This is a genomic window from Herpetosiphon geysericola, assembly GCF_001306135.1.
GTDB classification, from domain to species: domain Bacteria; phylum Chloroflexota; class Chloroflexia; order Chloroflexales; family Herpetosiphonaceae; genus Herpetosiphon; species Herpetosiphon geysericola.
This window is the reverse complement of record NZ_LGKP01000046.1, coordinates 1-24,460: the sequence shown is the minus strand read 5'-3', so window position 1 is coordinate 24,460 and position 24,460 is coordinate 1. Positions and strand designations below refer to the sequence as shown.

The following is a 24,460-nucleotide window of genomic DNA, read 5'->3' as shown; positions in this document are numbered from 1 at the left end:
CGCTGTGGGTTAAGCAGTTTGTTGGCTACGACGTTTAGCTGCATCCTCGCGCCACAGCGTGATAAATAGGCTAACCGCGCCAAACGAAATCGCCATATCGGCAATATTAAACACTTGAAAGATTGGCAGCGGAATAATGTGGAAGGTATCAACCACAAAGCCATAGGCAAAACGATCGATAATATTGCCCAAACCGCCAGCGATAATTGCCACAACCGCCGTTTGCCCAAGCAGGCCTGCATCGCGAAACCATGTGCGCGAGCGAAACAGCACAAAGCCAATCACGCCGAGCGCCAGAATCCCTAGCAAGAGCGAGTTGTTTTCCAAAAAGCCAAAGGCTACGCCGCGATTTTCAACATAGACGAAGCGCAAAATACCAGGAATTGGCTCGGTGCCTGGGTTGCCCACGGGCGTAAGTGTATCGAGCGTCCACCATTTAACCCAGCGATCAAGCGCAAGAATCGCCACAAGCATGGCTGCGAAACCACTATAGCGTTTGGTTAATTTCATAATTTGGTTAAAATTTCTGGATCACCAGTGGTAATCGCTAGTTGATGTTCAAATTGAGCCGAACGCGAGCCATCGACGGTTTTGGCGGTCCAGCCATCACGCAGCACGCGAGTTCGTGCCGAGCCAATATTGACAATCGGTTCAATCGTCAGGGTCATGCCAGCCCGCAATTTGAGGCCTTTGCCCCATTCGCCAAAATTAAAGACATCTGGCGGGGTTTCATGCATTTTGCGGCCAATGCCGTGGCCAGTATATTCGCGCACCACCGAGAAGCCTTGGCTTTCGGTGTATTCTTGCATCGCTGCACCAATATCGCCAATGGTTTTGCCAACTCGAGCTTGAGCAATCCCGCGCCACATGGCTTCTTCGGTCACTTTCAGCAGCTTGGCGCTTTGTGAATCGAGCTTGCCGACGGCATAACTCACACACGAATCGCCATGCCAGCCATTGAGACATGCGCCAATATCAATTGAGACAATATCGCCATTGCTCAGCCGCGTGCCATCGGGAATACCATGGCAGACCACATCGTTGACTGAGATACAGGTTGAGGCGGGAAACCCACCATGGCCTTTGAATGATGGCGTTGCGCCATGCTCGCGAATAAATTGCTCAACTCGTTGATCAAGCTCAAGCAACACCGCACCAGCAACAACATATTCGCGCAGCATGGCGTGGGCTTGGGCCACCAACAAGCCTGCTTTACGCATTTCGTTAATTTGTGATTGATTGTAGATCCTGATTGCCATTGTTTACAGCACCGTTAAAATATAGGGATCGCCATCGGTAACAGCGATTTGATGTTCAAATTGGGCCGAGCGCGAGCCATCGACGGTTTTAACCGTCCAGCCATCTTTAAGCAAACGCGTGGCGTAACTACCAAGATTGACCATTGGCTCAATGGTGAAGGTCATTCCAGCGCGTAAGCGTAAGCCCTTGCCCCACTCACCATAATGTAAAACGGTTGGTGCTTCGTGCATGTTGCGGCCAATGCCGTGGCCAGTATATTCGCGTACTACCGAGAGACCTTGGCTTTCGGTATATTCTTGAATTGCGGCACCAATATCGCCAAGCGTATTGCCTGGTCGGGCTTGGGCAATCCCTCGCCACATGGCTTCTTCAGTTGCTTTCATCAGCTTTTCGCTTTGAGCATCGATGTTGCCAACGGCGTAGGTTACGCATGAATCGCCATGCCAGCCGTCGAGAAACGCGCCAATATCAATCGCCACCAAATCGCCATCTTTCAAGCGCGATTTATCGGGAATCCCGTGGCAAATCACATCGTTAATTGAAATACAGGTTGAGGCTGGAAAGCCTTTGTAATTTTTAAACGATGGCGTTGCGCCATGCTCGCGCAGATAGTCCTCAACTAATTTATCCAAATCAAGCAACACTGCGCCTGGAACGACATATTCGCGCAGCATGGCATGGGTTTGAGCGACCAAACGGCCAGCGGTGCGCATTTTTTCGATTTGTGTGCTGTTACGTAATACGAGTGCCATCTTATTCCCCAATCCATGTTCGCCAATCGTCGCCAATCAGGCCTCGATCGCGCGCCGATTGCATGGTCTGGCGGCAGTTGCAGCTTGTGCTTGAAGGCAAGTGCTGGGCGACTGCCGCAATTAATGTATTGCCAAGGGTGCTGGCTGCCGTGCCAACAATGCCAACGACAGCGTAGCATAATTCTAATTCTTTAGCGAGATAGGCCGCTGGGGCAGCGCTTTGGCTTAGGCCATGGGCTTGCCAGCTTTGGGCGGCCTCAAGCGTCGTAGTGGCCTCGCCAACCGCCAGTGTACCACGACTAAACACCCGTTGGCTGACGCTTTGGGCAGCGCTTAATAAACTGGAACGCAAATCGGGACACCAGACTGGGTTTTGGCCAACAAAGCCATAACCACGATTGCGAAAGAAGGTCGATGCGCGTTGCTGCGTTAAATCGACCAGCTGATCGGGAATCAGAATATCGTCTGGCTGAAGCAGACCATCACATGGCAGCATGCTCACGGCCTCGATAATCCAACTTACGCCTTGAGTTTTGGCTGCATACAGCGCCGCATGCGGGTTTGGTTCGTCGAGCAAAATTGCGAGCGTCCCGCTGGGGCTGTTTTTTGTGGCAAACATCGCCAGCCCAAATGGCGTATTAAGTGAGGTTATGGTAAACGTCATTGGTTGCTCATATCGCTAGTTGCCAGCAACTGTTCTGCGGTTGCTAGCACAATTTGGAGACATGTTTGGGCCACTTCAACCCCAAAGAAGCGTGGTGCACCTGCGCTTGGCTCAACTCCGGTCGCATAGTTCGTCACATAGGCCAACGAGGCAAATTTAATCCCTAACTCGTAAGCCAACAACACCTCTGGCACTAAAGTCATGCCAACCACATCGGCCCCAAAATTGGCCCAAGCCCGAATTTCGGCGGCAGTTTCTAGGCGTGGACCTTCCGAACATGCGTAAGTGCCACAATCGAAGCTGCGGGCTTGCTGCTTGCGGGCTTGCTGGTAGAGCGCTTGAGCACTCGCCACATCGAAAACAGCTTGCGGAATTTGCCAAGCTGTTGGGCTTGGGCGATCGCCAGCAAAATTGATCGGGCGAGTTTTGGTGCCATTGAGCACGTAGTTGAGCACGACTAAATCGTGAACTTGCAAGAGTTGATTGATTGCGCCGACCCCATTCCAGCTTAAAATCTGGTTGTAGCCAAGCTCTTTGGCGGCCCAAATGTTGGCGCGGCTGTTGACGAAAGGTGGCGAGACATCTAAACGACCCCAGCCATGGCGCGAGGCAAGGCCAATTTTGCCGCCAAACTGAGCTGGCTGATAGATTGAGCCTGCGGTGCCATAGGGCGTTTCCAGCGTTTGGTAGCTGCCAGCGCCCAAGGTGGCCTCAAGGTCGAGAAAATAGGTGCCAGTGCCACCGAGCAATAAAATCATGCTCCCCCCAAATACATCAAATCATCGTCATCGTCATGCTCATTGCTTGGTGCTGGCTCAGCCAAAAATTCGTCATCGGCATATTCGATCAGGTGGCCAGTAAATTGACCATTGAGGCTGAAGATTAAGCCGATACAGCCAAAAATCAGCGCATGCGGCAAAATTGTGAGCAAATCGATGCCCGTGCTTTGGCCTGACCAGCGGGCATGCACCTGAATCACCACAAACAAAAATTGAGTTGCCAACAAGGCAGCAATCGCGCTTGGTGGCGCGCTGGGCAAGCCATCCCAAGCATCGCGGCCAGCCTCGATGGCGCGCCATGCGATAAAGCCAGCCATAATCAGCAAAAACCACCCAGTCCAGCCATCTTCGGTAAAAAGAAAGCGCAACAGGCCGCACCAAACCACAAAGAAAGCACCGAAGATCAAACCAAGGATGAGCATTAATCCAGTAACAATATAATGAGCGACCTTCCGCTGTTGCATTGCTGCTCTCCTATAGCCCCATCGTTGTGTCGCGTAAGGCTTGGGCCAAGCGCTGATCGCCCTCGATCGTCACGTTTGCGGCGCTTTTGCGGCCAAATAAATACAGCAAAATCTCGCCTGGCTCGCCAATTAGCTTCACGGTAGCAGCGGTAGGGTCTGCTTGACGGGGAAATGCGCCGCCAACCTGAAACGCCAAGGCCTGACCATCGGGGCGCACCAAGCTCAAAACGCCTGGCGTTTTGAATGAGCGCAACATCATGCGCGCATTGATATGCAGCATTTTCCAAATCAGATTTTGCACTGCTGGCGAGGAAATGCGTGGTTTGTTCAAGCCTGCGCGGCGCAAATCTTCGTTGTGCACCCATTGCTCGATAAAATTGGCCAACGCAATCCCGGGCAAACGAAAGGCCAGCGGTGGGCCATTGCGAAATTGCTGCAATAATTTGAAGCGGCCTTGGTTGCGCGCTTTGCGCATCAACTCGTCGGGGTGCACGCCGAGCTTGCCCTTGGTTGATTCAGCCACAATAAAGCGGATTGGTTGCGATTCGCGGGCGACCATATGCGCCAACAAATCGGTGACGTTCCAGCCTTCGCAGAGCGTACTCGCCTGCCATTGGTCTTCAGTTAACGATTCAAGTAATGCCACGGCATCAGCGCGTTCTTGTTTAAGCAATTGCGAAGCATTCATGGCAACTCCAAGCACTAAAATTCTCATGATATTGTATCATGCTTCACCTTTGGGCGATGGCTAGGCCAAGCAATCCTTGCAGGCTTTGGCTCTGCTCGCTTGGGGTTTCAGGGATTCCACGCAACACCATCACAGCTATAATTAACAAAATAACTAAGGTGATTGCAATCCCTAGCATTGAGATTAAGCTGGTGTTTGCTGGAGGGTTCGTGTTTGGTTGGCGCGCTGGTTGGGGTTGCTGATTGAGCTTCTGAACTGCGCTTGGGGCGATTGCTGGCTTGGCTGGGGCAATTGCTGGCTGATCGATTGCAGCTAGGCGTTTTTGGGCGGTTTGATTGTGTGGTTCGAGCGCCAAAACCCGTTGCAAACATTCGCGTTGGCGCTCTGGTTGCTGCACAACTTCGCTGAGCATGAGCCATGCCAACACATTATTTGGCTCTTGTTGAATGACAAGCGCCAGCTGGCTGCGCGCACGAGCAAGATCGCCACTAAGTAAAGCTGCTTGGGCTTGATTCAATTGGTGCATACAATTCCTAATTGGCTAAAAGAGCAGCAGTATTTTAACCAAAAAACCATGCCTCGATGTTGATCATCGAAGCATGGTGGAACACTTGAACGGCTTAATTATACCCCGACGCGAGCGATCCACAGTTGCGGGTTTCGAATTTCGTCGAGGGTTGGCAGCATTTCTGGGCCTTCCCAAACGCGGGCTGCCAAATCCTTGCCACCATGGTCGGCAATGGCATTCACAAAGCGCTCGCCTTGCTCGTATTGCTGCATTTTGAGGCTCATGCCCGTGATGCGGTTGAACAATTCATCGAAGATTGAGCGTTTTTCTTTGCGATCGCTCATTCGCGCTTCAATTTGATCGAAGTTTGGCAGAATTTCGCGACCAACTTCATTCATAATGTGATTGCTATAGCCTTCAACCAACGACATCAATGCTTGCAATTCACTAAATACTTGGCGCTGAGTTGGAGTTAGCAATTGCTCCATCCAATGGCCATCGGTTTGGTCTTTGCTGTTGCTGAAAATACGGTTGATGAAGCTGCCAAAGCCATTGCGCAAGGCATCGAGCTGGCCGCCAAGCTCATTGAAATAGCGCTGAATCAAATTGCTGAAGTGATCGCGCACCCAGCCATAGGCTTCAAACTCATAGGCGTGAGTGGTTTCGTGCAGCGTAATCCACAAGCGGAAGTCATGGTCATCAACGCCTAAACCTTCTTGAACGCGGGCGATGTTTGGCTCGACAAAATAGAGCATGCCTGGCTCAGCTTGGGGCGAGAGCAAACTCAAATCATATTGACCAAGCACCTTGCGAGCTAAAACCCCAACCATGGCCCCAACTTGGGCGCCGACAAACGCCCGATTAATCGCATTAACCGATGGATTGCGGCCTGCATTTTGGGCTGCTTGACGATACAGCTTTTCGATTGGCTCGAACAAGCGCTCAAACGAACGCAAATTGGCATCGATCCATTCTTTGCGGTCAACGACTTTGACCCGTGAAAGGGTTTCAGGCAGCTTGACATTCAAATATTCATCGATTAAGGGCTGGCTACGCTCGACCATCTGATCGTATTCAGCTTGGCGTTCAGCCCGATTGACGACCGGATGCTCCTGCCATTGCGAAACGCGCAAGGCGATTGTGCGCGCAACCGACCAATCGATTAATTTTTGGGGAGTTGTATAATCGTAGATTTTTTGGCCTTGTTGGCGAGTTTTATTGGCGAGATAACGTGCGCCTGCGCCTGCGGCGGCACTAATCAAAAGCACACTACCAAGTTGTTTAATTGATAAACGTTTTGTACTCACGTTCGACATCCTTTCCGCTGGCACAAACACCATTGCTTCAGCATAACACGAGCATTTGGGCGGGGCTAGGGCTGCCAAGCTTTTCTAACACTTCGTTAAGCTCAATAGGACACTCGCTCATCGCCAACTCGCCGCGTGATTCGCAGTTGATCGCAGTGCTCAAGCATGGCTTGGGCATATTTGCGGCTGGTTTGCCAAGCATCGCGCGCTTGGGCAAGGCTGATGCTTTGGCCATTGGCGAGTTGCGCCAGCACCCAGCTGTACATGCGCTGATAGTGGGTTGGCAAGAAATAGACCTCTGGCGCAATTTGGATCAGCTGCTTGGTTTGCAACAGATACCGCCAAAGTTCTTGATCGATGCTTGGCCAATGTTCACGGCTCGGCGGCAGGGCCGGATTGATCTGCCATAATCCTAGCAAGGCTTGAATTTGGCCTTGTTGGCTGGGACTAGGCTGGGCCTGATGGTCAGCAAGTTTAATCTGGTTGGCTTCGATTTGGAGCCATGGCTGCGTGGCTAAGGCTTGGCTAATTTGGCTGAAACTACTTGCTTCGAGGCCCATGCGTTTACGCAATTCCTCGCGGGGCATCGCTTGGCGCAAGGGCCAGGTTTGATGATACTCGGCGAGAATTTGGCGCAATTTGGTTTGCACTTGCTGCCAATAGCCTGAACTGGTGATTAAACTGCTAACCGTGAGCGTGGCCAGTGTTGCTGAGACGATGACGATCATGCCGTTGTTGCAGCCTGTGGTTAGGCCTTCTAAGGCGGTTTGGGCATCCAAGCCACTGCGTTGTTGTAATTGCTGCCAGGGTAAACATTGCTGCGCGATCGCTTGAATCAGAATTTCATGCGGCAAGCCACTAACCAGTTGTTGCAAATGCGCGATTACTGCTGGGCGCATGCGGCGATGGCGCTGGGGATGGGCATCGAGCACCTTAATTCCTGCGATTGTCGCTGCTGGCGAGGCTCGGCGCAAAATACCGCGATCGCCGCGTTGGGCGATGCTGGCTTGGTTTAAGCGCAATTGAGCAAATGCTTGGGCCTCGGCTGGCAACGTATCACGATCAAGCAAGGCCAAGCTACAGCTGATTTCGGCGCTGCCAAGGTAGAGCTGCAACGGCATATTGTGGCTTAGGGTTGGTGCATCGGCAGTTGTTGCAACGAGCACATCAAGTAAATTAGTTGGGGCAAAGCTATGGGGTAAGGTTACAACATCGCCTCGTTTGAGCTGTTGGCGCTCGATGCCGCTGAGATTGATTGCCACGCGCATGCCAGCTTGGACTGATTGCTGGCTGATTTGTTGCGATTGTAGGCCGCGAATTCGACCACGCAGCTGTTGGGGTTGAATTTCGATTTCCATGCCAACGCTCAAATTGCCATCGCGCAGCGTGCCCGTGACGACTGTGCCAAAGCCATCGATGCTAAACACCCGATCGATTGGTAAACGTGGAGTGTGTTGCTGGATTGTGCGGGCTGGCAATTGGCTAATTAAGCGATCGATTGCTGTGTGCAGTTGGGCCATGCCAGCGCCAGTGCGGGCCGAAACTGGCACAATTGGCGCATTTGCAAGGCTGGTATTGGCGACTTGGGCTTGAATCTCGCTGCTGATAAATGCAAGCCATTCAGCATCGACGAGATCGCTTTTGCTCAGCACAATTAGCCCTTGATCGATGCCGAGGTGGCTGAGAATTTGCAGATGTTCGTGGCTTTGCGGCTGCATACCTTCGTCGGCGGCAACCACAAAGAGCACGCCGTCAAAGCCAGTTGCTCCGGCCAACATCTGTTTGATCAAGCGTTCATGGCCTGGCACATCAACCAAATTGACCGAATGGCCAGCAGGCGTGTTGAACCATGCAAAGCCCAAATCAAGCGTCATTTGGCGGCGTTGCTCTTCGGCCCAACGATCGGGATTGATGCCCGTCAGGGCTTGAACCAAGCTCGATTTGCCATGATCAACATGGCCAGCAGTGCCAAGCGTAATCATCAGCGCAGGTGAAACACAAGAAAATCTTTGCCAACTGCACTGCTGATGCGGCGCAACTCGCCCTCAGGATGCTCGCGCTGCAATTGCTCAATATGCACTTGATCATCAGGATTGAGCACAATAATCACTGGGCGTTTTTCGGGCACCACCAACTCCATTTCGGGCTTAATCGTGTTACTGGCATACCATTGCATATCGTTCAAATGCACGCTAATGTTGCGCGATTCCTTCCAGAAATAGCTGTTGAGCATGAGGTAGGCATTGGCGTAGGGCACGCCTTGGGCATCGCGATAGTAGCGAATTGCATCGGCAACCTCACGATTATTGGGAATAAAGCCCGTATATTGGCGCGCCATATCGACGAAGTAACGCTGGAAATTTTCGCGCCCAGCCCATGCCAAAAGCCACACGCCCATGCCAACGCTAAGCAAGCCTTGCACGGCTCGCGAGCCATGCCACCATTGATCAAACGGCTTGGCTTTGGTGATCCACTCAATTGCGAGGGCCAAGGGCGCGGCGGCCATAGTGAAAATGACGGGCATCAGCACGCCAGTGCGGGCAGCGCTCGGGTTTTCAATCGGGTAGGCCAAACTGAGGGTTGTAGCCAAACCAAGCAACGGCAAACTTACCACCAGCATCCACCAACGCCATGAGCGCTCGATGAACAAGCGCCAAACGACGATTGGCAAGCTGAGCAAGAGCAAGGCTGCGCTAACTTTATCCAGCAATGGGTCGAAGCGCACATTATTGACTTCGTTACGATCGCCGCGCCAATTGAAAGCTACCGCTAAATTGACGTTGTTGGCGACGAATTTTTTAATATCGCAGGCGCGTTCGCTGCTGGTATCTTGGCAAAACTCACGGCTAATCTCATCGAGATGGTTGCTGGTACGCGTGCTGACGCGAAACCAGAAAACATCGGGATAATCGAGCATAAAATGGCCCAGCGGCAGGAAAATCAACGCTGTTGTAATCAGGGTTAGACTGCCATGGCCGAGCAATGTCAGCCAGCCCTTACGGTTGCGGCGGCGGTGATCAAAGGCCATCAAGCCAAAGACGGCGGCAATTACGAATGGCACAGCCCGAACCCCAATATAGCCATACAAGCCCATGCCCATCCAGAAACCAACCAGCAAGGCATCGCTGCGTTTGCCCAAGCGCACATAGCGCCAGAGCGACCACAACACCAAAGCGGCGGGCAAGGTGGCATAGGGAAAGCGCAAGCCCATGCGCGTGGTTTCGAGCGGCCATTTGCCCAAGGCATACAGCATCGCGCTCAAAATGCCAAGTTTGCGCCCACCAAGCTCGCGGGCAAATAAATAGATAAATGGAATCGTCAACGTGCCGATAATTACGTTGCCAAGCTTGAGTGCGATAAAGCCAAAGGGCACGCCAAAAAAGCGAATCAACGTGGCGATGTAATAGAATTGGCCTGGTTCGCGGCCTGTGTTGTTGGGCAAAAATAAAGGCCGACCACCCTGCAAAATGGTGTAAACATCTTCCATCTTCCAGCCGTGATCAACCGTCATGTCGTAGGGCATTTGATCAAGCCGATAGAGCCGCATCCATAAGCCAACCGCAGTTACAGCCAGTAAACAGCCGAAGGTCAGCCATGCCCGTTTGGTTTCGGCGCGATCGGCTTTGGGTAGGCGTGGGCGTTGCCATGGTAGCCATGCCAAGAGCCATAAGCCAACTGCTAGCAGCCATGCCCATGTTGAAAGTGGATTAAATTCATTGCCAAACAGATTATGCCATGCTACGAGCGCACTAAACATTGCCACGGCGCTGATGCCTAAACGCAAGGTTAAATGCTTGATTGGGCGCTGAGCGAGGGTTGGCTGCACATCTGGCTTTGGTGGTTGGCGTTTGATCAACCACCACCAAATGCCCAAGCTGACTGCTGCGCCCAGCAAGACTGCGCCATCAAGCTGACGAAACTGAAGCTTCGCTTGCACCTTGATCATGAGCGCTAGGGCAGTTCCAAGCAAGCCTAAGAGCCAAAGCCAGCCTAAGCGCTGGCTCGGTAAGACACCTCGTAGCATGGAAACGATCTCCTGAAAGACTTAACTCAAGGGCTTGCGCGCTTTGACAAAGACATTCACAAAACTGCGTTTTTGCAGGGTTTCTGGGCGTTCATTCAATTGGTCGACATAATTGATGATCCCACGGGCCAAGTTGAGTGGGTTCAATTTGCTGCCTTGATTTTGGTCGCCGCGCATGCGATCGGCACTCTTCATCCAGCGTTCGGGCAAAATCCCCGATTCGATTAAGGGCTTGCCAATGCCATAAACCACATACGGCGTCATGGGAATAGCGTAGTGGGTGGCTTCTTCGCAGCATTCAACCTCGAAATCGGCCATGCGCACTTGGCGTACCAATTCAGCTGGTTCATACAAGCGCACGTGGTTTTCCCAAATGCTGCCAAATTTGGTGTGGGTAAAGGGCTTACCACCAAGCCGCGTCCAGATCCAGCTTGCTGGGTCCCACCACAATGGATAATTGGCGTGCGGCACCGAGATGGCTAAAATGCCGCCTGGCTTGAGAATGCGGCGCAATTCGTGCAAGGCTGCTTGTTGATCGGGAATGTGTTCGAGCACTTCCGAGAGCAGAATTTTATCGAAGCTATTATCGGCAAAAGGCATGCCTTGGCCATCGCCGCGCACAAACGTCGCCCGTTTGGCATGCTCTTGGCCAACCAACAAGCGATCAAAGGCCTCGTCGAAGCCAACGACGTGCAAATCACGCAGCTTGTCGATCATCAAGGTGTAGAACCCATAGCCACAACCGCAATCGAGCACCGTATCGCCAGCTTGCAAATCGAGATATTGCATCAAGCGGCGGGCGCGGCGGCTATAGGCTGGGTCGGCCTCGTTGCGCAGCATTGTATCCATCAGCGCTGCATCGTGGGGCGCTAAAGGGGCGTAAGGTTGTTCAGTCATAGTGATTGCTCTTTCTTATACAACCGATGCTGAAACGGGCTGGCCACACATTTCGGCCATCGTCCGTTCGTAGCTATCGAGGATGCCTTTTACTGAGAAAACTTGCTCCACTTTGGCAGGCTGAACTTTATAGGCTTGGGGATTTTTCAGCACTTCAATAATGCCATCGGCCAAGGCGCGCGGATTTTGGGCCTCTACCAAGCGCCCAAACCCAGTTTCTTGGACTACGACCCGTGCGCCTGGGATATCGCTGGTCACCAGCGGCGTGCCTGCCAACAAGGCCTCGATCTGGACCATCGCCAAACAATCGGTGCGGCTTGGCAAGGTAAATAAGTCGCACATGGCATAAAAATTAGCCAGTTTTTGAGGATCACGCAACAAGCCAAGGAACACAATCCGCTCGCGGTTTTGCTCGATCATGGGCAAACACGCTGAATAAAAATCTTCATAGACCATTTTGTGCTCACCAGCAAATACAAAGCGCACCTCGGGAAAGACCTCGGCGATCATTGGCATGGCTTTGAGCAAGAAATCAAAGCCTTTTTCTTCGACGAAGCGCCCAGCAAAGCCAACAATTGGCTTATCGCTAATCCCAAGTTCCGCTTTCCAGGCCGCAACTTGGCTAGGAATTGGCGTTGGCAACTCGACTGGTGGGTAAATATAGGTCAATTTTTTGCTGAATTTTTGTAAAAAGCTGGAATGTGCGGCGTAATCGCGGCTATAGGCGCTGACGCGGCGGGCTAATTTGCCAGCCAGCACCATTTGGCCAATCATCACCTTTTCGATCGCCCGATTGACCAACCCAGTAGGCATGACCAAATCGCCATGATGGCTCATCAGCAGTGGCTTATTCAGCACGCGGCATAAGCCTGAAAGCAATAAAGCCTCAAGCTGAGGCGTGTGCACGTGCACCACATCGTGGCTGCGAATCAATTTGGCAGCGACAAATGGAAAGTTGAGTGCGAGCATGCCTCGGCTAATTTGGGCCGCAGGCTTGAGCCGCAATACATGCACGCCATTCAAGATTTCTTCAGTTGGCAGCGTTGGCTCATGCTGGATTGTTAAGACAGTGACGTGATGTCCACGAGCTGCGAGTCCTTCAGCCACCCGTTGGGCGTGCATCGTCAAGCCCGTCCAGTGCGGCGCGTAGTAGGTCAAGGCAGATAATATTTTCATGGGAAAATTCCAGCCATACTAGTTAAACGTGGTTATTATACCCTATCCATTTAGAACATAGAGCATAGAACAAAGAACATAGGGATCAGGGTTCGGGGGCTGGGGATAGGGTGCTCGGCTTAGACCCAGCGCCCATGCCCATAGCCCCATCTTCGTGCTCTTCGGGTTCTTCGTGGTTAAAAAGCTTTACCACTTAACGTTTTCGCAAACGATTGAGCCAGCGCAATAGGCGCATGACCTTGCCATTTTCCATGCCTTTGATATGCTGTTCGAGGTGAGCGATATGCTCGTTTTTCTCGGCTACAACCCGATCAAGCTCATCCATGCGGTAGCGCATGCTGGTGTGGCCTGGTTGCTTGCTTTGGGCCTTAACATTGCGGCGTTTGTCGGCGGCATACTGCGGTTGGCGGCAAAACGCAATCAACGGCGCACAGGCTTGCTGCCAAGTATAGGTTTGTTGCACGTGGGCAAATTGAGCTTGGCGTTGCTCACGATTTGGACGGTTCTCAGCTGCGTGAGCCAAGGCCGCGACCCAGCCTTGCACATCCTCAATCGCTACTACGTGGCCAAGTTGCTCTTGCTGCACCACATCGGCCAAACTATCGCCTGCAGAGACAATCATCGGCAAACTAGCCCAGAGATAATCGAGCAAGCGCGTGCGAAAGGCAAAGCGGGTTTCTGTATGGTTATGGTGGGCGCTAACACCCAGATCAGCTTCGAGCAAATAGTTGACCCGTTGATCATATTCAACCCATGTTTGGTTGAAAAAGACGGTTTTGGCATATAAACCAAGCCCTTTGGCGAGATCAACGGCCTCGGTATAGCGCTGCATCACGCCAACGTCGTGGCTATTTGGGTGCTGACCACCCATAAAGACCAATTTTAACTGCGGGTGGCTCTGCTGCAATTCAGCCATGGCCCGAATAATTGTCAAGGGATCAAGCCATTCCCAGATGCCTCCACCCCATAATGCAATCACATCATCGTGATTAATGCCCTCAATTACGCCGCGCATCACGGGCTGGGTTGCTTGCGGTGGCTCGCTTGGCAAGCCAAATGGCACAAGGTCGATCAATTTGCGCAAGGTTGGATCATTGCGATAGTGCTCGGGCGTTAGGCGCTTGCTCACGGTCAACGCGCCCAGCCACAAATCGCGCTGGCGCTCGCTGGCACAGATAAAGAAATCACCCAAGGCTAATTGCTCGCTGATGGCTTCAACGCTGGCATCGTTGACCTCAATTGCTCGTTCAAGGCTCATGCCCCGGCGTTCGGCCAACTCAAGCGCCTCGAAATGGAAGGGATCATAGAGATCAACCACCAAAATGCGTTCTGCATTCAGCAATTGGGGATATTTTTGTAAACTGTAGCCTTGCACGATAATCACTTCTGCATTCAGCGCCAACTCGCCCAAACTTGTGCCATCATTGCTAGGGAAGGCGATGGTTTGCACATTGGCAATCGTCAAATCAGCCCGATCTGGCGCGGCGAGCACGACTTTGCAATGTTGGCTGAGTTGTTTGGCAATTTGCACGCTGCGAATTGCTGGCCCGGCCAAGGCTGCTTGCAATGGATCAATGCTGATGATCAGCACGTTGGTGGTTGGGTGCGGCATAAGTTCTCGCAATTTAAAACTCTCAACCATGGTTTGTTGTTGCATATGTAATTGAATATCAATATCGATCAAGCCAAATGGTTGTTCAAATAAGGTAAAAAGTTCAGCATCGCTGCGTTGGCGCAATTGCTGAATGCGTTGGCGTTCAGCCCACAGCGCATCCCAGCCATCGAGCACATCGCCCAAGGCCGCGATATAACTCAACATAATTTTAGGGACGTGCATCGTGCTGGTTTGGTCGCCTTGGTTGCGCAGGCGCAAATCAAATTCTTTGCGATCAAAGCCGCCAGCGCCATCGAGCAAGCTGCGTTGAATAATCAGCAACAAGGCTGCTGGCAAAATCCGCCACAGTTGCTCGTCTGCATAATGTTTGATGATTGTGCGCAGCGCATTGCGTTCAAGCAAGCTGCGAATTTGATGCCCGCCCATGGTGTTGGCGGTGGCATGTTGGCGATGATAGACCACCGCAGCTGGGGTAAAACGCACTTGATAGCCGAGCAACCAAGCCCGCCAGCCAAAATCGACATCTTCGAAATAGGCAAAATAGCTTTCATCGAAGCCGCCAATTGCCAAAAATGCCGCGCGATCAGCCAGCATCGCCCCGCCACAGGCAAAGAGTTGCGGGCCAGCTTGGCCCAAAACGCTGGTGGCTGGCATGCGAGTAAAGGGTTGGTTGCCATGGCCAAAAATATTTAATGCTGCTTGGATAAAATCAATCTGCTGGCCTTCCCAATCGAGCATTTTTGCGCCTACGGCAATCACCTTTTCTGCCCGATGCGCTTCAATCTCGGCCACCAACTGCGCGATCCAAGCGGGATCTGCTTTGGCATCGTTGTTGATCAAAGCCACATATTGGGCTTGGCTCAAGCGCACCGCTTGATTAACTGCTGGCGCAAAGCCCAAATTATCGCGATTTTCGATGAGGCGGACGCTGGGGAATTGTTGGCGAATTAAGTCGCAGGAGCCATCGTGTGAGGCATTATCGACCACAATAATCTCGAGCGCATTGCTTGGGTAGCGCTGGGAAAGCAAGGAAGTTAAACAAGCAATAAGGTGTTTTTTACCATTAAAATTGATCACGATAATTGAAACGCTTGGCCGATCCATGCACAACCCTTCGGAATTAAAGGCCACAATCAGCCAGCATCGTACCATAAAACGCCAATCTGCATACAATAGCTGCAAGATTATTTTATGCGACGGAGCGTTTATGCCACGACCTATTTTTATTGACCTTTACTTTACCTTGATCGAGCCAGACCCTGGCTACAACTGGGCCACCTTGGCGGCTCCAATCTTAGGTATCGACGATCATGCCTTTCATACTGCTGCTGGGCGCTCGTATCAAGCGCGTATGGTCGGTACCTATCGCCAAGCTGAGGAAATTGTTGACCAAACGCTGAGCTACTTGGGCATCACGGTCACGCCTGAGGTGCATGCGACCTTGACCAAACAGCGCTTGGAGTTTTTCAACACGCTGCGGGTCTATCCCGACACCATTCCGACCCTGCAAGCCTTGCGCGATCGGGGCCACCAAATTGCCTTGGTCACCAATTGCTCAGCAGAGACGATTCCGATGATGGAACCGCTGGGCTTGCTCAAGTTATTTGATGCAATTGCCTACTCCTGCGATGTGCGTTCGGCCAAGCCCGAGCCTGGCATTTACCAACATGCGATCGATGCGCTTGGAGTTGACCCGCGCGAGGTGGTATATGTTGGTGATGGCGACACCCAAGAACATGCTGGCGCAGCAAAATTTGGCATGACCACGGTGCTGTTGCAGCGGCCTGGCGCCAAAGTGCGGGCGGTGCAAACCGATTATGTGATTAGCTCGCTAACTGAATTATTGGATTTAGCGCCACTGAGCCAAGGAGCCTAATGCTAGCAGTTATTCTGGCCGATGCACCGCAAGCAGATATTCGCTCTGCATTGCCCTTGTTGAGCAGCACCGATTTATTGATTGCTGCTGATGGCGGGGCACGCCATGCGCTCAATCACGGGGTTACGCCACATGTGATTATTGGCGATTTGGATTCGATTCAGCCTGCCATGTTGGAAATTATGCAAGCCCGCAAGGTCGAAATTTTGCGCTTTCCTGCCGCCAAAAACGAGACCGATCTCGAATTGGCGTTGTTGCTAGCAGTTGAACGTGGCGCAGATAAAATTCGCATTTTGGCGGCGCTTGGTGGCCGCCCCGATATGCACATGGCCAATCAATTGTTGCTGACCCATCCTGCTTTGATTGATCGTGATGTAGCGCTGCTTGATGGCGCTTGGGAAGTGCGCTTGATTCGCCAGCATTTGGAATTTCAAGGCAACGTGGGCCTGCGGGTTTCGCTCTTGCCCTTGGGCGATGTTGGCGGCGTGCGCACTGAGGGCTTGCGCTATCCCTTGCGCGATGAGGATTTGCCGATTGGTCCGGCACGTGGCGTAAGCAACGAATTTGCTGCGGCCAACGCGCAGGTGAGCATTCGCTCGGGGCTGTTGTTAGCGATAATCGAGCGCGAATTGCAGGCGGGCTATTTAGCTTAAACAAAAAACAAGCGGAGCCATAACGGCTCCGCTTGTTGCATGCAACTAAATTACTGAGCAGCAATCCAGTTTTTGCTGAGTTGGAAACTTGGGGCAACCGTGGTGGTTTCTTCAAACACGATTACATTCGTGGTTTCAGGCACCGTCATGGTTGCTGCATCGGCGACGACTGGCTCGCCAGCAACGCTTGGGTTACCGCTCAAATATTGGCGGAACCACAAGATTTGCTCTTGAGCAGCGCGGAATTGGTTAGCTGGCTCGCTCAGGCCGTGGCCTTCGAGCTCATAGGTGACCAACTTGACCCGATGCTTTTGAATTTCGATTTGATCATGGAAATCGACTGCATACTTGACTGGCAAGAAGTCGAATTCGCCATGGAACAACAGGGTTGGGGTGCGCACGCGGTCAGCCCGATTCAATGGCGAATCTTCGGCGTATTCAGCTGGCTTATCCATTGGTGAGCCACCTTCGAGGTAGGCAATTAATGGCCCCAAGCCAAAGTGGAATTCATTGGCATTGTTCAACAAGGTACATTGTGGGTTGGCAGCAGCGTAGCGGGTTGGGTGGCGGGTGATACTTTGGGCGCTGAAATAGCCGCCGTATGAACAACCAGTAACCCCAATTTTGCTTTGTGACGTCCAACCGCGTGAGATTGCTTGGCCAACAATTTCGGCACCTTCGTCGATGTCGATTTTGCCGAAGTTGTCGTTATCAGCCAAGGCGTTCAAGAATTCTGGCCCGAAGCCTAAGCGGCCTGGAAGAGGCACATACAACACAGCGATGCCAAAGTTTGGCAACAAGTTGTAGGGGTTTTCCGTGTTGGCAGCAAAGAATTGGGTCATGGTTGAGCGTGGACCACCTTCTTGCCAGAACACAATTGGCACATCTTTTGGTGGGAATTCAGCGCCACCTGGTTGGATCAAGAAGCCGTTGCGTTGGGCACCACTGTTGACGGTAAACGAAACGCTATCAACCCGCACATTGTTGAGTTTTTCAAGCTCGCCGTTACCCCAGGTCAAGCGGCTCAAGGCTTGGCCATTCCAGTTCATGCGATAAATATCAGCTGGCTGGCTGAACGACATATAACTGAAGATCAATTGTTGGGTCAGGTTGGTGCTGATAGCGCCGAAGTAGGTGCCATCCATGGTTGAGATCTTGCGGAACTCACCTGAACCTTGGTTGAAGTAGTACAAGGCTTGGTTGGTACCAGTGACGGTATTAAACAAGACCTCATCTGGTGATAGGAACTTGATTGCTGACGCGTCAGGAGTTTGCAACTCTGGCGTGTACAATTCGCGCAACAACGTGCCATCAACGCTGTGGAATTCGTAGCTCGCCATATCTGGGAAGATATAGGTTGGGTTTGGCCGTCCAGCAATGCGTGCTGGGCGTTCCAAGCGCACGATGTAGCGTTGGCCGTCGGTGCTCCATTCGATGTCGCGCACAACCCGACCATCGCCATCGACTGCCCGCCAAGCTTCAGGCTTGAAGTTGCCAGTTGTCAGATCGAAGGTATCGAGCACATTTTGGGTGAAGAGTGGGTTATCCTTGGGTGACAGACCGCCAAGAGCATCTTGGGTCATAATGTCAACCAAGCGTTTTTCGCCAAAGCCTTCGCCCAAAATCACGCTATCGCGAATCAAGGCCAGCTTGCTACCATCTTTCGACCAAGCATAATCGTAGAGCAAGGTGTGGTCGGGCACGCTGTACAATGGGGTTAATGAGCCAGTGTTCAGGTCGAAAACTGCCAAATCAAGGGTTTCTTCGCTCATCCGGCCACGTGAGTCGGTATGGGCGTAGTAGGCAACCCGATCTTTTGGTTTGACCCGTTCCATGGTCGTTTTTGGCGCTTCGACACTGAACGGCAATTTGACCGAATCAGGCGTTTGGCGCATGACTTCGAGTTCAGCTTGCTCGAAGGTCACAACCAATAAGCTTGAGGCGTTGGGTGAAATTGATAATGGAATGAAGGGCATATTGACTGGATACAGGTTGGTTGCACCAGTGCTGCGCTCAATTGACAGCACCATGCCACCCATGAACAGGTCATACAAGACTTGCCCAACATGGTCATTATCGAGCCAAACCATTTCGGTTGCAGCGATAGGGAAGAATTCGCTATCTTCTGGCAATTGCAATGGTTGAACTGGCACGATTGAGCCATCCACAACATTCAAGAAGGCTGAGCCTGTATCGCTGTAGCGATAGTTGCCAATCAACACGGTGGTGTCATCGGGGCTGATCGTGGTGCCAACGCCTGGGTAGGTGTTGGCTTGCAGTTGGGCAAGTTTCAACAACTCTTCGTCGTCGAGCAAAAATTCTGGTTCTTCGTAGTAGGGGACATTGACAATTTCTGCTGCTGCAGGCATTGTTGTGAACAAAACTGCCAGCAAGGCCAGTATTAAGCCGATGCGTTTTCGCATAACGCTAGGTTCCTCCTAGAGCAAAGCTCTTCCACACAAAACCCAACAAACGAACAAGTTCCAACTCAGGAATCTACTTTAGCAGATTTGCTGCTAAAAAACGAGAGCAATTTGGCAAAATTGCTCTCGGATTAATTAACGCCGCCAGCAATTTGATTGTTGCAGCCTATTCTCCTTGGCGTAAGGCTTGCCACATTGCGCCAAATGAGGCTTTGCTGCCGCGCAACAAGGTGCTCGCCCGAAACATGCGCGCGGTGACAAATTGCAAGCCAAGCACGGTCAAGACCATTAATCCAAGCGACAGCCCAACTTGCCAGAGTGGCACGCTGGTCAAGACGCTACGAATCGTCAACACAACTGGTGCAGTCAATGGGAAGAGACTCAGGCCCGTGGTCAGGCCACCATTTGGTTGCTCGATAATCACGCTCAAAAACATCAACGGGATAATAATTGGCAAGCCAACAATCACCGTCAGCTGTGAGCTTTCGCGCATTGTATTGGCGACGGCCCCAATGCCCGCCATCAGTGAGGCATACATGGCATAGCCAAGCACAAAACTCAGCAAGGCCAGCAACCATGCGCTAACTGGAATTTCGACATTGGCCATCATACTGCCCAAGGCTGCACCTTGGCCCGTAATAACCGCGCCCATCGTAATCCAGATTGCAACTTGAACTAGGCCCAACAGGCCCAAACCAAGAATCTTGCCTTGCAACAAGCTGCGGGGCCGCAACGACGAAAGCATCACCTCGATTACCCGATTTTCTTTTTCTTCAATCAGCGATTGCAACAGCAAGTTGGCCGATGAGAAGATTGAAATATAGAGCAATAAGGCCAGGCCCATACCTAAAACAAAGGCCGATTGCATGCGTTCGCCTTCGTTTGTCGCCTTGTTGATCGGCCCATCAGGCCCCTCAACTTTGAGTTGGGTGGTTGGCTGCTGGAGCAAAAAGGCGTAACTGCTACCGTTATCGGGATACAAACTGGTGCTTAGTAATAATTCGACCAATGACGATTGGAGCGAATCGCCAAATGGATTAACTTGGTTGCTATAGCGCTGCACCTTGCCTGTGGCCAAGTAATCGCTTGGAATCACATACAAGGCTGGAATATCGGTTTTTTCCATGGCTGCCAAGCCTTGGGCCACATCGGGGTATTGGATATACAACGAGGCGGTTTGCGGATCGAAGCTGCTGGGAATGCCTTTAATCACGCCGCTTTCGTCAACAAAGCCAATTTTAAGCTTGCCCGAAAGAATATCTTCGTTGATTTTGGCTGGGTCGCCCAAGCCTGGCACTGCAAACCCACTGCGATTATTATTGTTGCTGGATTGGCTAAAAAAGCCAACCACTGCAATCAGCAGGGGCATGCCGAAAACCGCGAGCCAAAAGGTTGGTTTACGAATGTGTTTAATAAATTCATTTTGGGCGACACTGAGCATTTTATTCGCCATGCTGACCTCCAAGGCTCAATGCGCGGCGAATTTCGGTCAATGTAAGCCGTTTGCCATAGCGCAACATTCCAACCCGCACAATTCGGGCTGAAAGCCAAATCATTACGAAAGCCATGCCAACCAATAACAGCACTGATAGCCCAATTTGCCATGCTGGCACGCTGACCAACGCAACCCGCTGCATCATAACAATGGGCGCTGTGAAGGGGAACAGGCTCAGGAACAGGGCTAAGGGGCCATTCGGGTTTTCAATAATCATGTTGATAAACCAGACTGGCGAAATCATCAAGATCGAGATAATGCCCGAGAATTGCTGGCCTTCTTGGACTGCTGAAACGCTTGCGCCAATTGCGCCGAGTGCTCCAGCAACCATCAGATAGGCTGGCACAAACATCACTGCCCCAATCAACAAGACGTTGGTTGGCAAGGTCAAATTGGCCATACCTTCGATGTTGGCGCGGGCAATTGTGAAGGCAAGCAGCGCTGTGCCCACCCAAATGCTAATTTGGGTTAAACCAACTAAACCAAGGCCGACAATTTTGCCAACCATCAGCTCAAATGGTCGCAACGAGGTCGCCAAAATCTCCATCACCCGTGATTCTTTTTCTTCAACCAAGGCAGTCATCAAGTAGGCACTTGAGCTAAACACAGCGATAAAGAAGAAAATGCCAAACAGATAGGGCGCGAAAAAGAGCAAAATCCCTTGGCCTTCGCTGGTTTCAACAGCGCTATTTGGCTTGCGATTGTAGACCTGATCAATTGGCTCAAGCGCTCGTTGATCATTCAACGATGGTTGATTGCTAATCAAGGCTTTTTGCATGTAATCTTTGAAACGATCACGGGCATCGCTGCTCAAATTGCCTTCGTTGGCAACGCCGCGCAAGGCTCCGCTTTGCAGATAATCGCTTGGAATAACGACATAACCATCGATTTCTTGCTTACTGAGCGCCGCTTTGGCTAAATTTTCATCATCAAAGCGAATAACCGCCACATCTTTGCGCAAGGTATCGGTGATCGTGACTGTAGCAGGCAGTTTTTGGGTGATGCCTGCTTGGTCAACCACGCCAAGGCTATTACTTTGATCACCAAAGGCAATAAAGGCAAAGATTGCCGCGAAGATTGCCACTAGCAAGAGCGGCGTGCCAAAGGTGGCAATCAAAAAACCTTTGCGTTTGGCATGAACTGCATATTCATGAGCGGCGATGGTCCACCATTTTGCCTTGCTCATTGGCCACGCTCCCCATTGACGACCCGCACGAAAATGTCGTCAAGCGACGGAATCGCCACTTCGAAGCGATCGATGCTGGTGTCGCCACGGCTTGCCAAGGCTTGGAAGACGCTTTGAGGGCTGGTGCCAGCTTGCAGATTGAGCTGCACTTGGCCATTCTCAGTTTGCACGCTCTCGATGCCAGGCAAATTATCGAACGAACCATTGCCTTCAACCCAAACTGCGTTGGGAGCGAAGCGGCGGCGTACATCGCGCAAGGTGCCATTCAAAACAATTTCGCCGCGATTGAACATCACAATCCGGTCGCACATCTCTTCGATCAGGTGCATTTGGTGGGTGCACATCAGCACCGCGCGGCCTTCACGCCGAATATCAAACAATAAATCTTTAACCATACGCGTATTGACCGGATCGAGTGCTTCAAAGGGTTCGTCGATAATTACGATATCTGGCTCGTGCAAAATCGTCGTGCCAAATTGCACTTTTTGCTGCATCCCTTTGCTCAGTTCGCTGACTTTTTTCTGGGCGACATGGCCGAGTTCAACCCGTTCGAGATAAGCACTGGCCCTTTTGCGAGCCTCGTTGCGTTCGATGCCTTTGAGAGTTGCCAAGTAGACCATACAATCAATAACTTTGAGGTTACGATAGAGGCCGCGTTCCTCGGGTAGATAGCCGATGCGGTTTTTCTTACTTTCGTCCATTGGGCCGCCGAGGACTTCAATCGAGCCACTATCGGGGCGCAAAATATCGAGAATCATGCGGATCGTGGTGGTTTTGCCAGCCCCGTTGGGGCCAAGTACACCAAACAATTCGCCTGGTTCAACATTAAAGCTGACTCCGCGAACTGCTTGCGTTCCCGCAAAAGACTTTTTAACATCTACAACATTTAACATTGCCATCCAGCATTTCCTCCTGTAGGCTAGGAGCCTACCCACAGCCTAAGCATACCATGGCTGTTCGATTTCCAAACAGGTATCCGAGGGCGAATCGTTCTCGTCCTTAAGGACGAACAGGCCACTGGATAGTACTCCAGTAGCCTGTTCTTGGTTTCAGGAAAATTGTCTAAAGCGTTATTGACAGCTCACGCTGTGGCTGCCCAATCCGCTGAAGGTATCGCTGCTATAGGCATCCCATGCGCTGCTTGGGCTAAAGCTATCGCTGCGATTGGTGTCGCCTGAGGCGATGCTTGCTTTGCGGCGCAATGTGCGGTCGCTGGTCAACCCACCCCAACCATTGATGCCTGGGTCGTTGCCAACTTGGCCAAAGCTATCAACAACTGCGCCGTTGTAGGTCAGTACCAAGGCATCGTTGCCATTGAAGTTGGCTACGCCATTAGTGATGTTGGCCAGATTCAAGAGGCTACTCGAAGCAGAGGCATTGGCAATCACATAGGTTGCGCCATTGGCCAGCGAGCCGCTCAAATTAACGCTGCTAGTGGCGTTGGTCGCGCCATTGGCATACAGCTGGATGCTATAGCCGCTCAAGCTGACACTGGCTCCAGTGTTGTTGTAAAGTTCCAAGGCTTTGTTGCTGCCGCTGCCTTCAACATATTCCGAGAAGAACAAGCGCGTTGAGCTACAGCCTGTGCTTGGTGGGGGCGTTGCCGTGCGCACTGGAGTCGCGGTTGGGTTGCTCACTGAGGTTGGCACGGCGGTTGGTACAGGAGTTGTCGAGCCATCGATCCGCGCTTCGATCACACTTTGGATGCTGGTTGAAACATTCGAGAGAAAGTTATAGCCAGTCAAGCTTTCAAGCGCATCGACCGTGGTCAGATAATCGCGCCAATCGTTATCGCGAATGCCTTGCACATTTGGCATGTTGATTGCAATGACGCGAGTGTTGTTGCTGATGCGGCTCAGGTCGTTGCTGCCTTGGCTTAGCACCACAATGATTTTCCAAGTTGAGTTGGGGATGCGCACTTTGCCGTTGGCGATTGTGCCGCGTGAGCCAGCGCCACCTGTGATCATGTACAACTCGTTGCCTGCGCTAACCAACTCGCGGGCATAGGTTTCGAGGTCGACCCATGGGCCTTGATTATTATCGGGAGCTTGGGGAATGATGTTGGTCATGAAGAAGGTTGGTTGGTTGTCGCTGGAGCTTGAGGTGCGGTCGCCGGAGGGAGTCATGTGGCCGCGATCGTAGCCGCTGCCGCTGTAGTCGCCGGTGGCGACCCGATACCAACCACTGGGCAAGCTACTGTCTGATTGGAAATCGCTGCGTGAGGCGCTGCCAATATCGCCGCTATCGAGGTGCCAACTGACCCAATTGGCGATGCCATTATCACGATGATACGAAAGCGCATATTGGTTCCGTTGAATCAAATAATTGGTAGGATAGCTGCTGCTGGCGACCGCCCCGCTAGGATTGCCCAAAACCAAGTTATCGCTACTAACAGTTTTGGCCTCTAACGGGTGAACCATGCTGGCCCCAGCAAGAATAATCACGAACAACGCGAGCAGGGTAATCAGCCGATGATCCTTCATTTAAGTTCCTTTCAGAATGGAATTGCTGATCTGGAGGGTTGTTATGCTTTGCTCTGAGCGTAGGTACTATAGAATACCATACTTACGCTTGATGTGAGTTATGATGAAAGCATTGCTTGACAAACAAGGACGGAAGTCCCACGATGGAAGTGCTTACCCACCATCCGAAGGAGTTCCGTCCATGGCTAGTATAGCATTTTCTGACCTGAT

The 24,460-nt window shown here is 51.9% G+C and carries 21 protein-coding genes; 2 read left to right on the top strand and 19 right to left on the bottom strand.

All coding sequences use genetic code 11. The features are described 5' to 3' along the window. Positions 1 to 9: 9 nt before the first annotated feature. The 14 genes from lspA to SE18_RS26060 form a co-directional block, all read right to left on the bottom strand. Positions 10 to 510, bottom strand: coding sequence for a signal peptidase II (lspA, locus tag SE18_RS26125; protein WP_054537421.1), 501 nt, complete (start codon positions 508 to 510; stop codon positions 10 to 12). Further along, positions 507 to 1,259 (bottom strand): type I methionyl aminopeptidase, encoded by a 753-nt coding sequence (gene map / locus SE18_RS26120; protein ID WP_054537420.1) that lies wholly within the window; start codon positions 1,257 to 1,259, stop codon positions 507 to 509. Before map (SE18_RS26120) ends, lspA begins: the two co-directional genes overlap by 4 nt. 3 nt (positions 1,260 to 1,262) lie before the next feature. Continuing rightward, entirely contained in the window at positions 1,263 to 2,012 is a 750-nt protein-coding gene (gene map, locus SE18_RS26115; RefSeq protein WP_054537419.1) for a type I methionyl aminopeptidase, read from the bottom strand. A 1-nt stretch (position 2,013) separates the two neighbouring features. After that, entirely contained in the window at positions 2,014 to 2,676 is a 663-nt protein-coding gene (locus SE18_RS26110) for a phosphorylase family protein (RefSeq protein ID WP_054537418.1), read from the bottom strand. Beyond that, on the bottom strand, positions 2,673 to 3,434 hold the full coding sequence (locus tag SE18_RS26105) for an MTAP family purine nucleoside phosphorylase (protein ID WP_054537417.1): 762 nt from the start codon (positions 3,432 to 3,434) through the stop codon (positions 2,673 to 2,675). Before SE18_RS26105 ends, SE18_RS26110 begins: the two co-directional genes overlap by 4 nt. Continuing rightward, a complete protein-coding gene (locus SE18_RS26100) occupies positions 3,431 to 3,919 on the bottom strand; it encodes a hypothetical protein (RefSeq protein WP_054537416.1) in 489 nt (162 codons plus the stop codon). The genes SE18_RS26105 and SE18_RS26100 overlap by 4 nt, the downstream gene beginning before the upstream one ends. A 10-nt stretch (positions 3,920 to 3,929) precedes the next feature. Further along, on the bottom strand, positions 3,930 to 4,607 hold the full coding sequence (locus tag SE18_RS26095; RefSeq protein WP_054537415.1) for a maleylpyruvate isomerase family mycothiol-dependent enzyme: 678 nt from the start codon (positions 4,605 to 4,607) through the stop codon (positions 3,930 to 3,932). A 43-nt stretch (positions 4,608 to 4,650) separates the two neighbouring features. Continuing rightward, positions 4,651 to 5,133 (bottom strand): hypothetical protein, encoded by a 483-nt coding sequence (locus SE18_RS26090; RefSeq protein ID WP_054537414.1) that lies wholly within the window; start codon positions 5,131 to 5,133, stop codon positions 4,651 to 4,653. A 98-nt stretch (positions 5,134 to 5,231) separates the two neighbouring features. Then, a complete protein-coding gene (locus SE18_RS26085) occupies positions 5,232 to 6,431 on the bottom strand; it encodes a zinc-dependent metalloprotease (protein WP_170206292.1) in 1,200 nt (399 codons plus the stop codon). 92 nt (positions 6,432 to 6,523) lie between these two features. After that, on the bottom strand, positions 6,524 to 8,404 hold the full coding sequence (gene selB, locus SE18_RS26080) for a selenocysteine-specific translation elongation factor (protein WP_054537412.1): 1,881 nt from the start codon (positions 8,402 to 8,404) through the stop codon (positions 6,524 to 6,526). After that, entirely contained in the window at positions 8,404 to 10,446 is a 2,043-nt protein-coding gene (locus SE18_RS26075; RefSeq protein WP_054537411.1) for a glycosyltransferase family 39 protein, read from the bottom strand. Before SE18_RS26075 ends, selB begins: the two co-directional genes overlap by 1 nt. Positions 10,447 to 10,467: 21 nt before the next feature. Then, positions 10,468 to 11,343 carry a class I SAM-dependent methyltransferase gene (locus SE18_RS27765; RefSeq protein ID WP_054537410.1) on the bottom strand — a complete coding sequence of 292 codons (876 nt, stop codon included), beginning with the start codon at positions 11,341 to 11,343 and terminating at the stop codon, positions 10,468 to 10,470. 15 nt (positions 11,344 to 11,358) lie between these two features. Further along, entirely contained in the window at positions 11,359 to 12,519 is a 1,161-nt protein-coding gene (locus SE18_RS27760) for a glycosyltransferase family 4 protein (RefSeq protein WP_054537409.1), read from the bottom strand. 193 nt (positions 12,520 to 12,712) lie between these two features. After that, entirely contained in the window at positions 12,713 to 15,238 is a 2,526-nt protein-coding gene (locus SE18_RS26060; protein ID WP_054537408.1) for a glycosyltransferase, read from the bottom strand. A gap of 103 nt (positions 15,239 to 15,341) precedes the next feature. On the opposite strand from SE18_RS26060, the gene SE18_RS26055 reads away from it, so the two are divergent. Further along, entirely contained in the window at positions 15,342 to 16,010 is a 669-nt protein-coding gene (locus SE18_RS26055; RefSeq protein WP_054537407.1) for an HAD family hydrolase, read from the top strand. Next, the gene (locus SE18_RS26050) at positions 16,010 to 16,663 is read left to right on the top strand and encodes a thiamine diphosphokinase (RefSeq protein ID WP_054537406.1); all 654 of its coding nucleotides are present in this window, start codon (positions 16,010 to 16,012) and stop codon (positions 16,661 to 16,663) included. Before SE18_RS26055 ends, SE18_RS26050 begins: the two co-directional genes overlap by 1 nt. 50 nt (positions 16,664 to 16,713) lie before the next feature. Here the strand turns inward: SE18_RS26050 and SE18_RS26045 are convergent, their stop codons facing one another. From SE18_RS26045 to SE18_RS27670, 5 genes are all read right to left on the bottom strand, one after another. Beyond that, positions 16,714 to 19,086 carry an alpha/beta hydrolase family protein gene (locus SE18_RS26045; protein WP_054537405.1) on the bottom strand — a complete coding sequence of 791 codons (2,373 nt, stop codon included), beginning with the start codon at positions 19,084 to 19,086 and terminating at the stop codon, positions 16,714 to 16,716. Between the two features lie 166 nt (positions 19,087 to 19,252). Further along, on the bottom strand, positions 19,253 to 20,539 hold the full coding sequence (locus SE18_RS26040) for an ABC transporter permease (protein WP_054537404.1): 1,287 nt from the start codon (positions 20,537 to 20,539) through the stop codon (positions 19,253 to 19,255). Then, positions 20,529 to 21,767, bottom strand: a complete 1,239-nt coding sequence (locus SE18_RS26035) for an ABC transporter permease (protein ID WP_054537403.1) — start codon at positions 21,765 to 21,767, stop codon at positions 20,529 to 20,531. The genes SE18_RS26040 and SE18_RS26035 overlap by 11 nt, the downstream gene beginning before the upstream one ends. Next, positions 21,764 to 22,666 (bottom strand): ABC transporter ATP-binding protein, encoded by a 903-nt coding sequence (locus SE18_RS26030; protein WP_054537402.1) that lies wholly within the window; start codon positions 22,664 to 22,666, stop codon positions 21,764 to 21,766. The genes SE18_RS26035 and SE18_RS26030 overlap by 4 nt, the downstream gene beginning before the upstream one ends. A 171-nt stretch (positions 22,667 to 22,837) precedes the next feature. Next, on the bottom strand, positions 22,838 to 24,250 hold the full coding sequence (locus tag SE18_RS27670) for a DNA/RNA non-specific endonuclease (protein ID WP_160319560.1): 1,413 nt from the start codon (positions 24,248 to 24,250) through the stop codon (positions 22,838 to 22,840). Between the last annotated feature and the right edge of the window lie 210 nt (positions 24,251 to 24,460).

What these genes read in the sequence shown, in the direction of transcription:
- lspA (WP_054537421.1), bottom strand. Translation starts at nt 510, where the DNA reads ATGAAATTAACCAAACGCTATAGTGGTTTCGCAGCCATGCTTGTGGCG.
- map (WP_054537420.1), bottom strand. Translation starts at nt 1,259, where the DNA reads ATGGCAATCAGGATCTACAATCAATCACAAATTAACGAAATGCGTAAA.
- map (WP_054537419.1), bottom strand. Translation starts at nt 2,012, where the DNA reads ATGGCACTCGTATTACGTAACAGCACACAAATCGAAAAAATGCGCACC.
- SE18_RS26110 (WP_054537418.1), bottom strand. Translation starts at nt 2,676, where the DNA reads ATGACGTTTACCATAACCTCACTTAATACGCCATTTGGGCTGGCGATG.
- SE18_RS26105 (WP_054537417.1), bottom strand. Translation starts at nt 3,434, where the DNA reads ATGATTTTATTGCTCGGTGGCACTGGCACCTATTTTCTCGACCTTGAG.
- SE18_RS26100 (WP_054537416.1), bottom strand. Translation starts at nt 3,919, where the DNA reads ATGCAACAGCGGAAGGTCGCTCATTATATTGTTACTGGATTAATGCTC.
- SE18_RS26095 (WP_054537415.1), bottom strand. Translation starts at nt 4,607, where the DNA reads ATGAATGCTTCGCAATTGCTTAAACAAGAACGCGCTGATGCCGTGGCA.
- SE18_RS26090 (WP_054537414.1), bottom strand. Translation starts at nt 5,133, where the DNA reads ATGCACCAATTGAATCAAGCCCAAGCAGCTTTACTTAGTGGCGATCTT.
- SE18_RS26085 (WP_170206292.1), bottom strand. Translation starts at nt 6,431, where the DNA reads ATGTCGAACGTGAGTACAAAACGTTTATCAATTAAACAACTTGGTAGT.
- selB (WP_054537412.1), bottom strand. Translation starts at nt 8,404, where the DNA reads ATGATTACGCTTGGCACTGCTGGCCATGTTGATCATGGCAAATCGAGC.
- SE18_RS26075 (WP_054537411.1), bottom strand. Translation starts at nt 10,446, where the DNA reads ATGCTACGAGGTGTCTTACCGAGCCAGCGCTTAGGCTGGCTTTGGCTC.
- SE18_RS27765 (WP_054537410.1), bottom strand. Translation starts at nt 11,343, where the DNA reads ATGACTGAACAACCTTACGCCCCTTTAGCGCCCCACGATGCAGCGCTG.
- SE18_RS27760 (WP_054537409.1), bottom strand. Translation starts at nt 12,519, where the DNA reads ATGAAAATATTATCTGCCTTGACCTACTACGCGCCGCACTGGACGGGC.
- SE18_RS26060 (WP_054537408.1), bottom strand. Translation starts at nt 15,238, where the DNA reads ATGGATCGGCCAAGCGTTTCAATTATCGTGATCAATTTTAATGGTAAA.
- SE18_RS26055 (WP_054537407.1), top strand. Translation starts at nt 15,342, where the DNA reads ATGCCACGACCTATTTTTATTGACCTTTACTTTACCTTGATCGAGCCA.
- SE18_RS26050 (WP_054537406.1), top strand. Translation starts at nt 16,010, where the DNA reads ATGCTAGCAGTTATTCTGGCCGATGCACCGCAAGCAGATATTCGCTCT.
- SE18_RS26045 (WP_054537405.1), bottom strand. Translation starts at nt 19,086, where the DNA reads ATGCGAAAACGCATCGGCTTAATACTGGCCTTGCTGGCAGTTTTGTTC.
- SE18_RS26040 (WP_054537404.1), bottom strand. Translation starts at nt 20,539, where the DNA reads ATGGCGAATAAAATGCTCAGTGTCGCCCAAAATGAATTTATTAAACAC.
- SE18_RS26035 (WP_054537403.1), bottom strand. Translation starts at nt 21,767, where the DNA reads ATGAGCAAGGCAAAATGGTGGACCATCGCCGCTCATGAATATGCAGTT.
- SE18_RS26030 (WP_054537402.1), bottom strand. Translation starts at nt 22,666, where the DNA reads ATGGCAATGTTAAATGTTGTAGATGTTAAAAAGTCTTTTGCGGGAACG.
- SE18_RS27670 (WP_160319560.1), bottom strand. Translation starts at nt 24,250, where the DNA reads ATGAAGGATCATCGGCTGATTACCCTGCTCGCGTTGTTCGTGATTATT.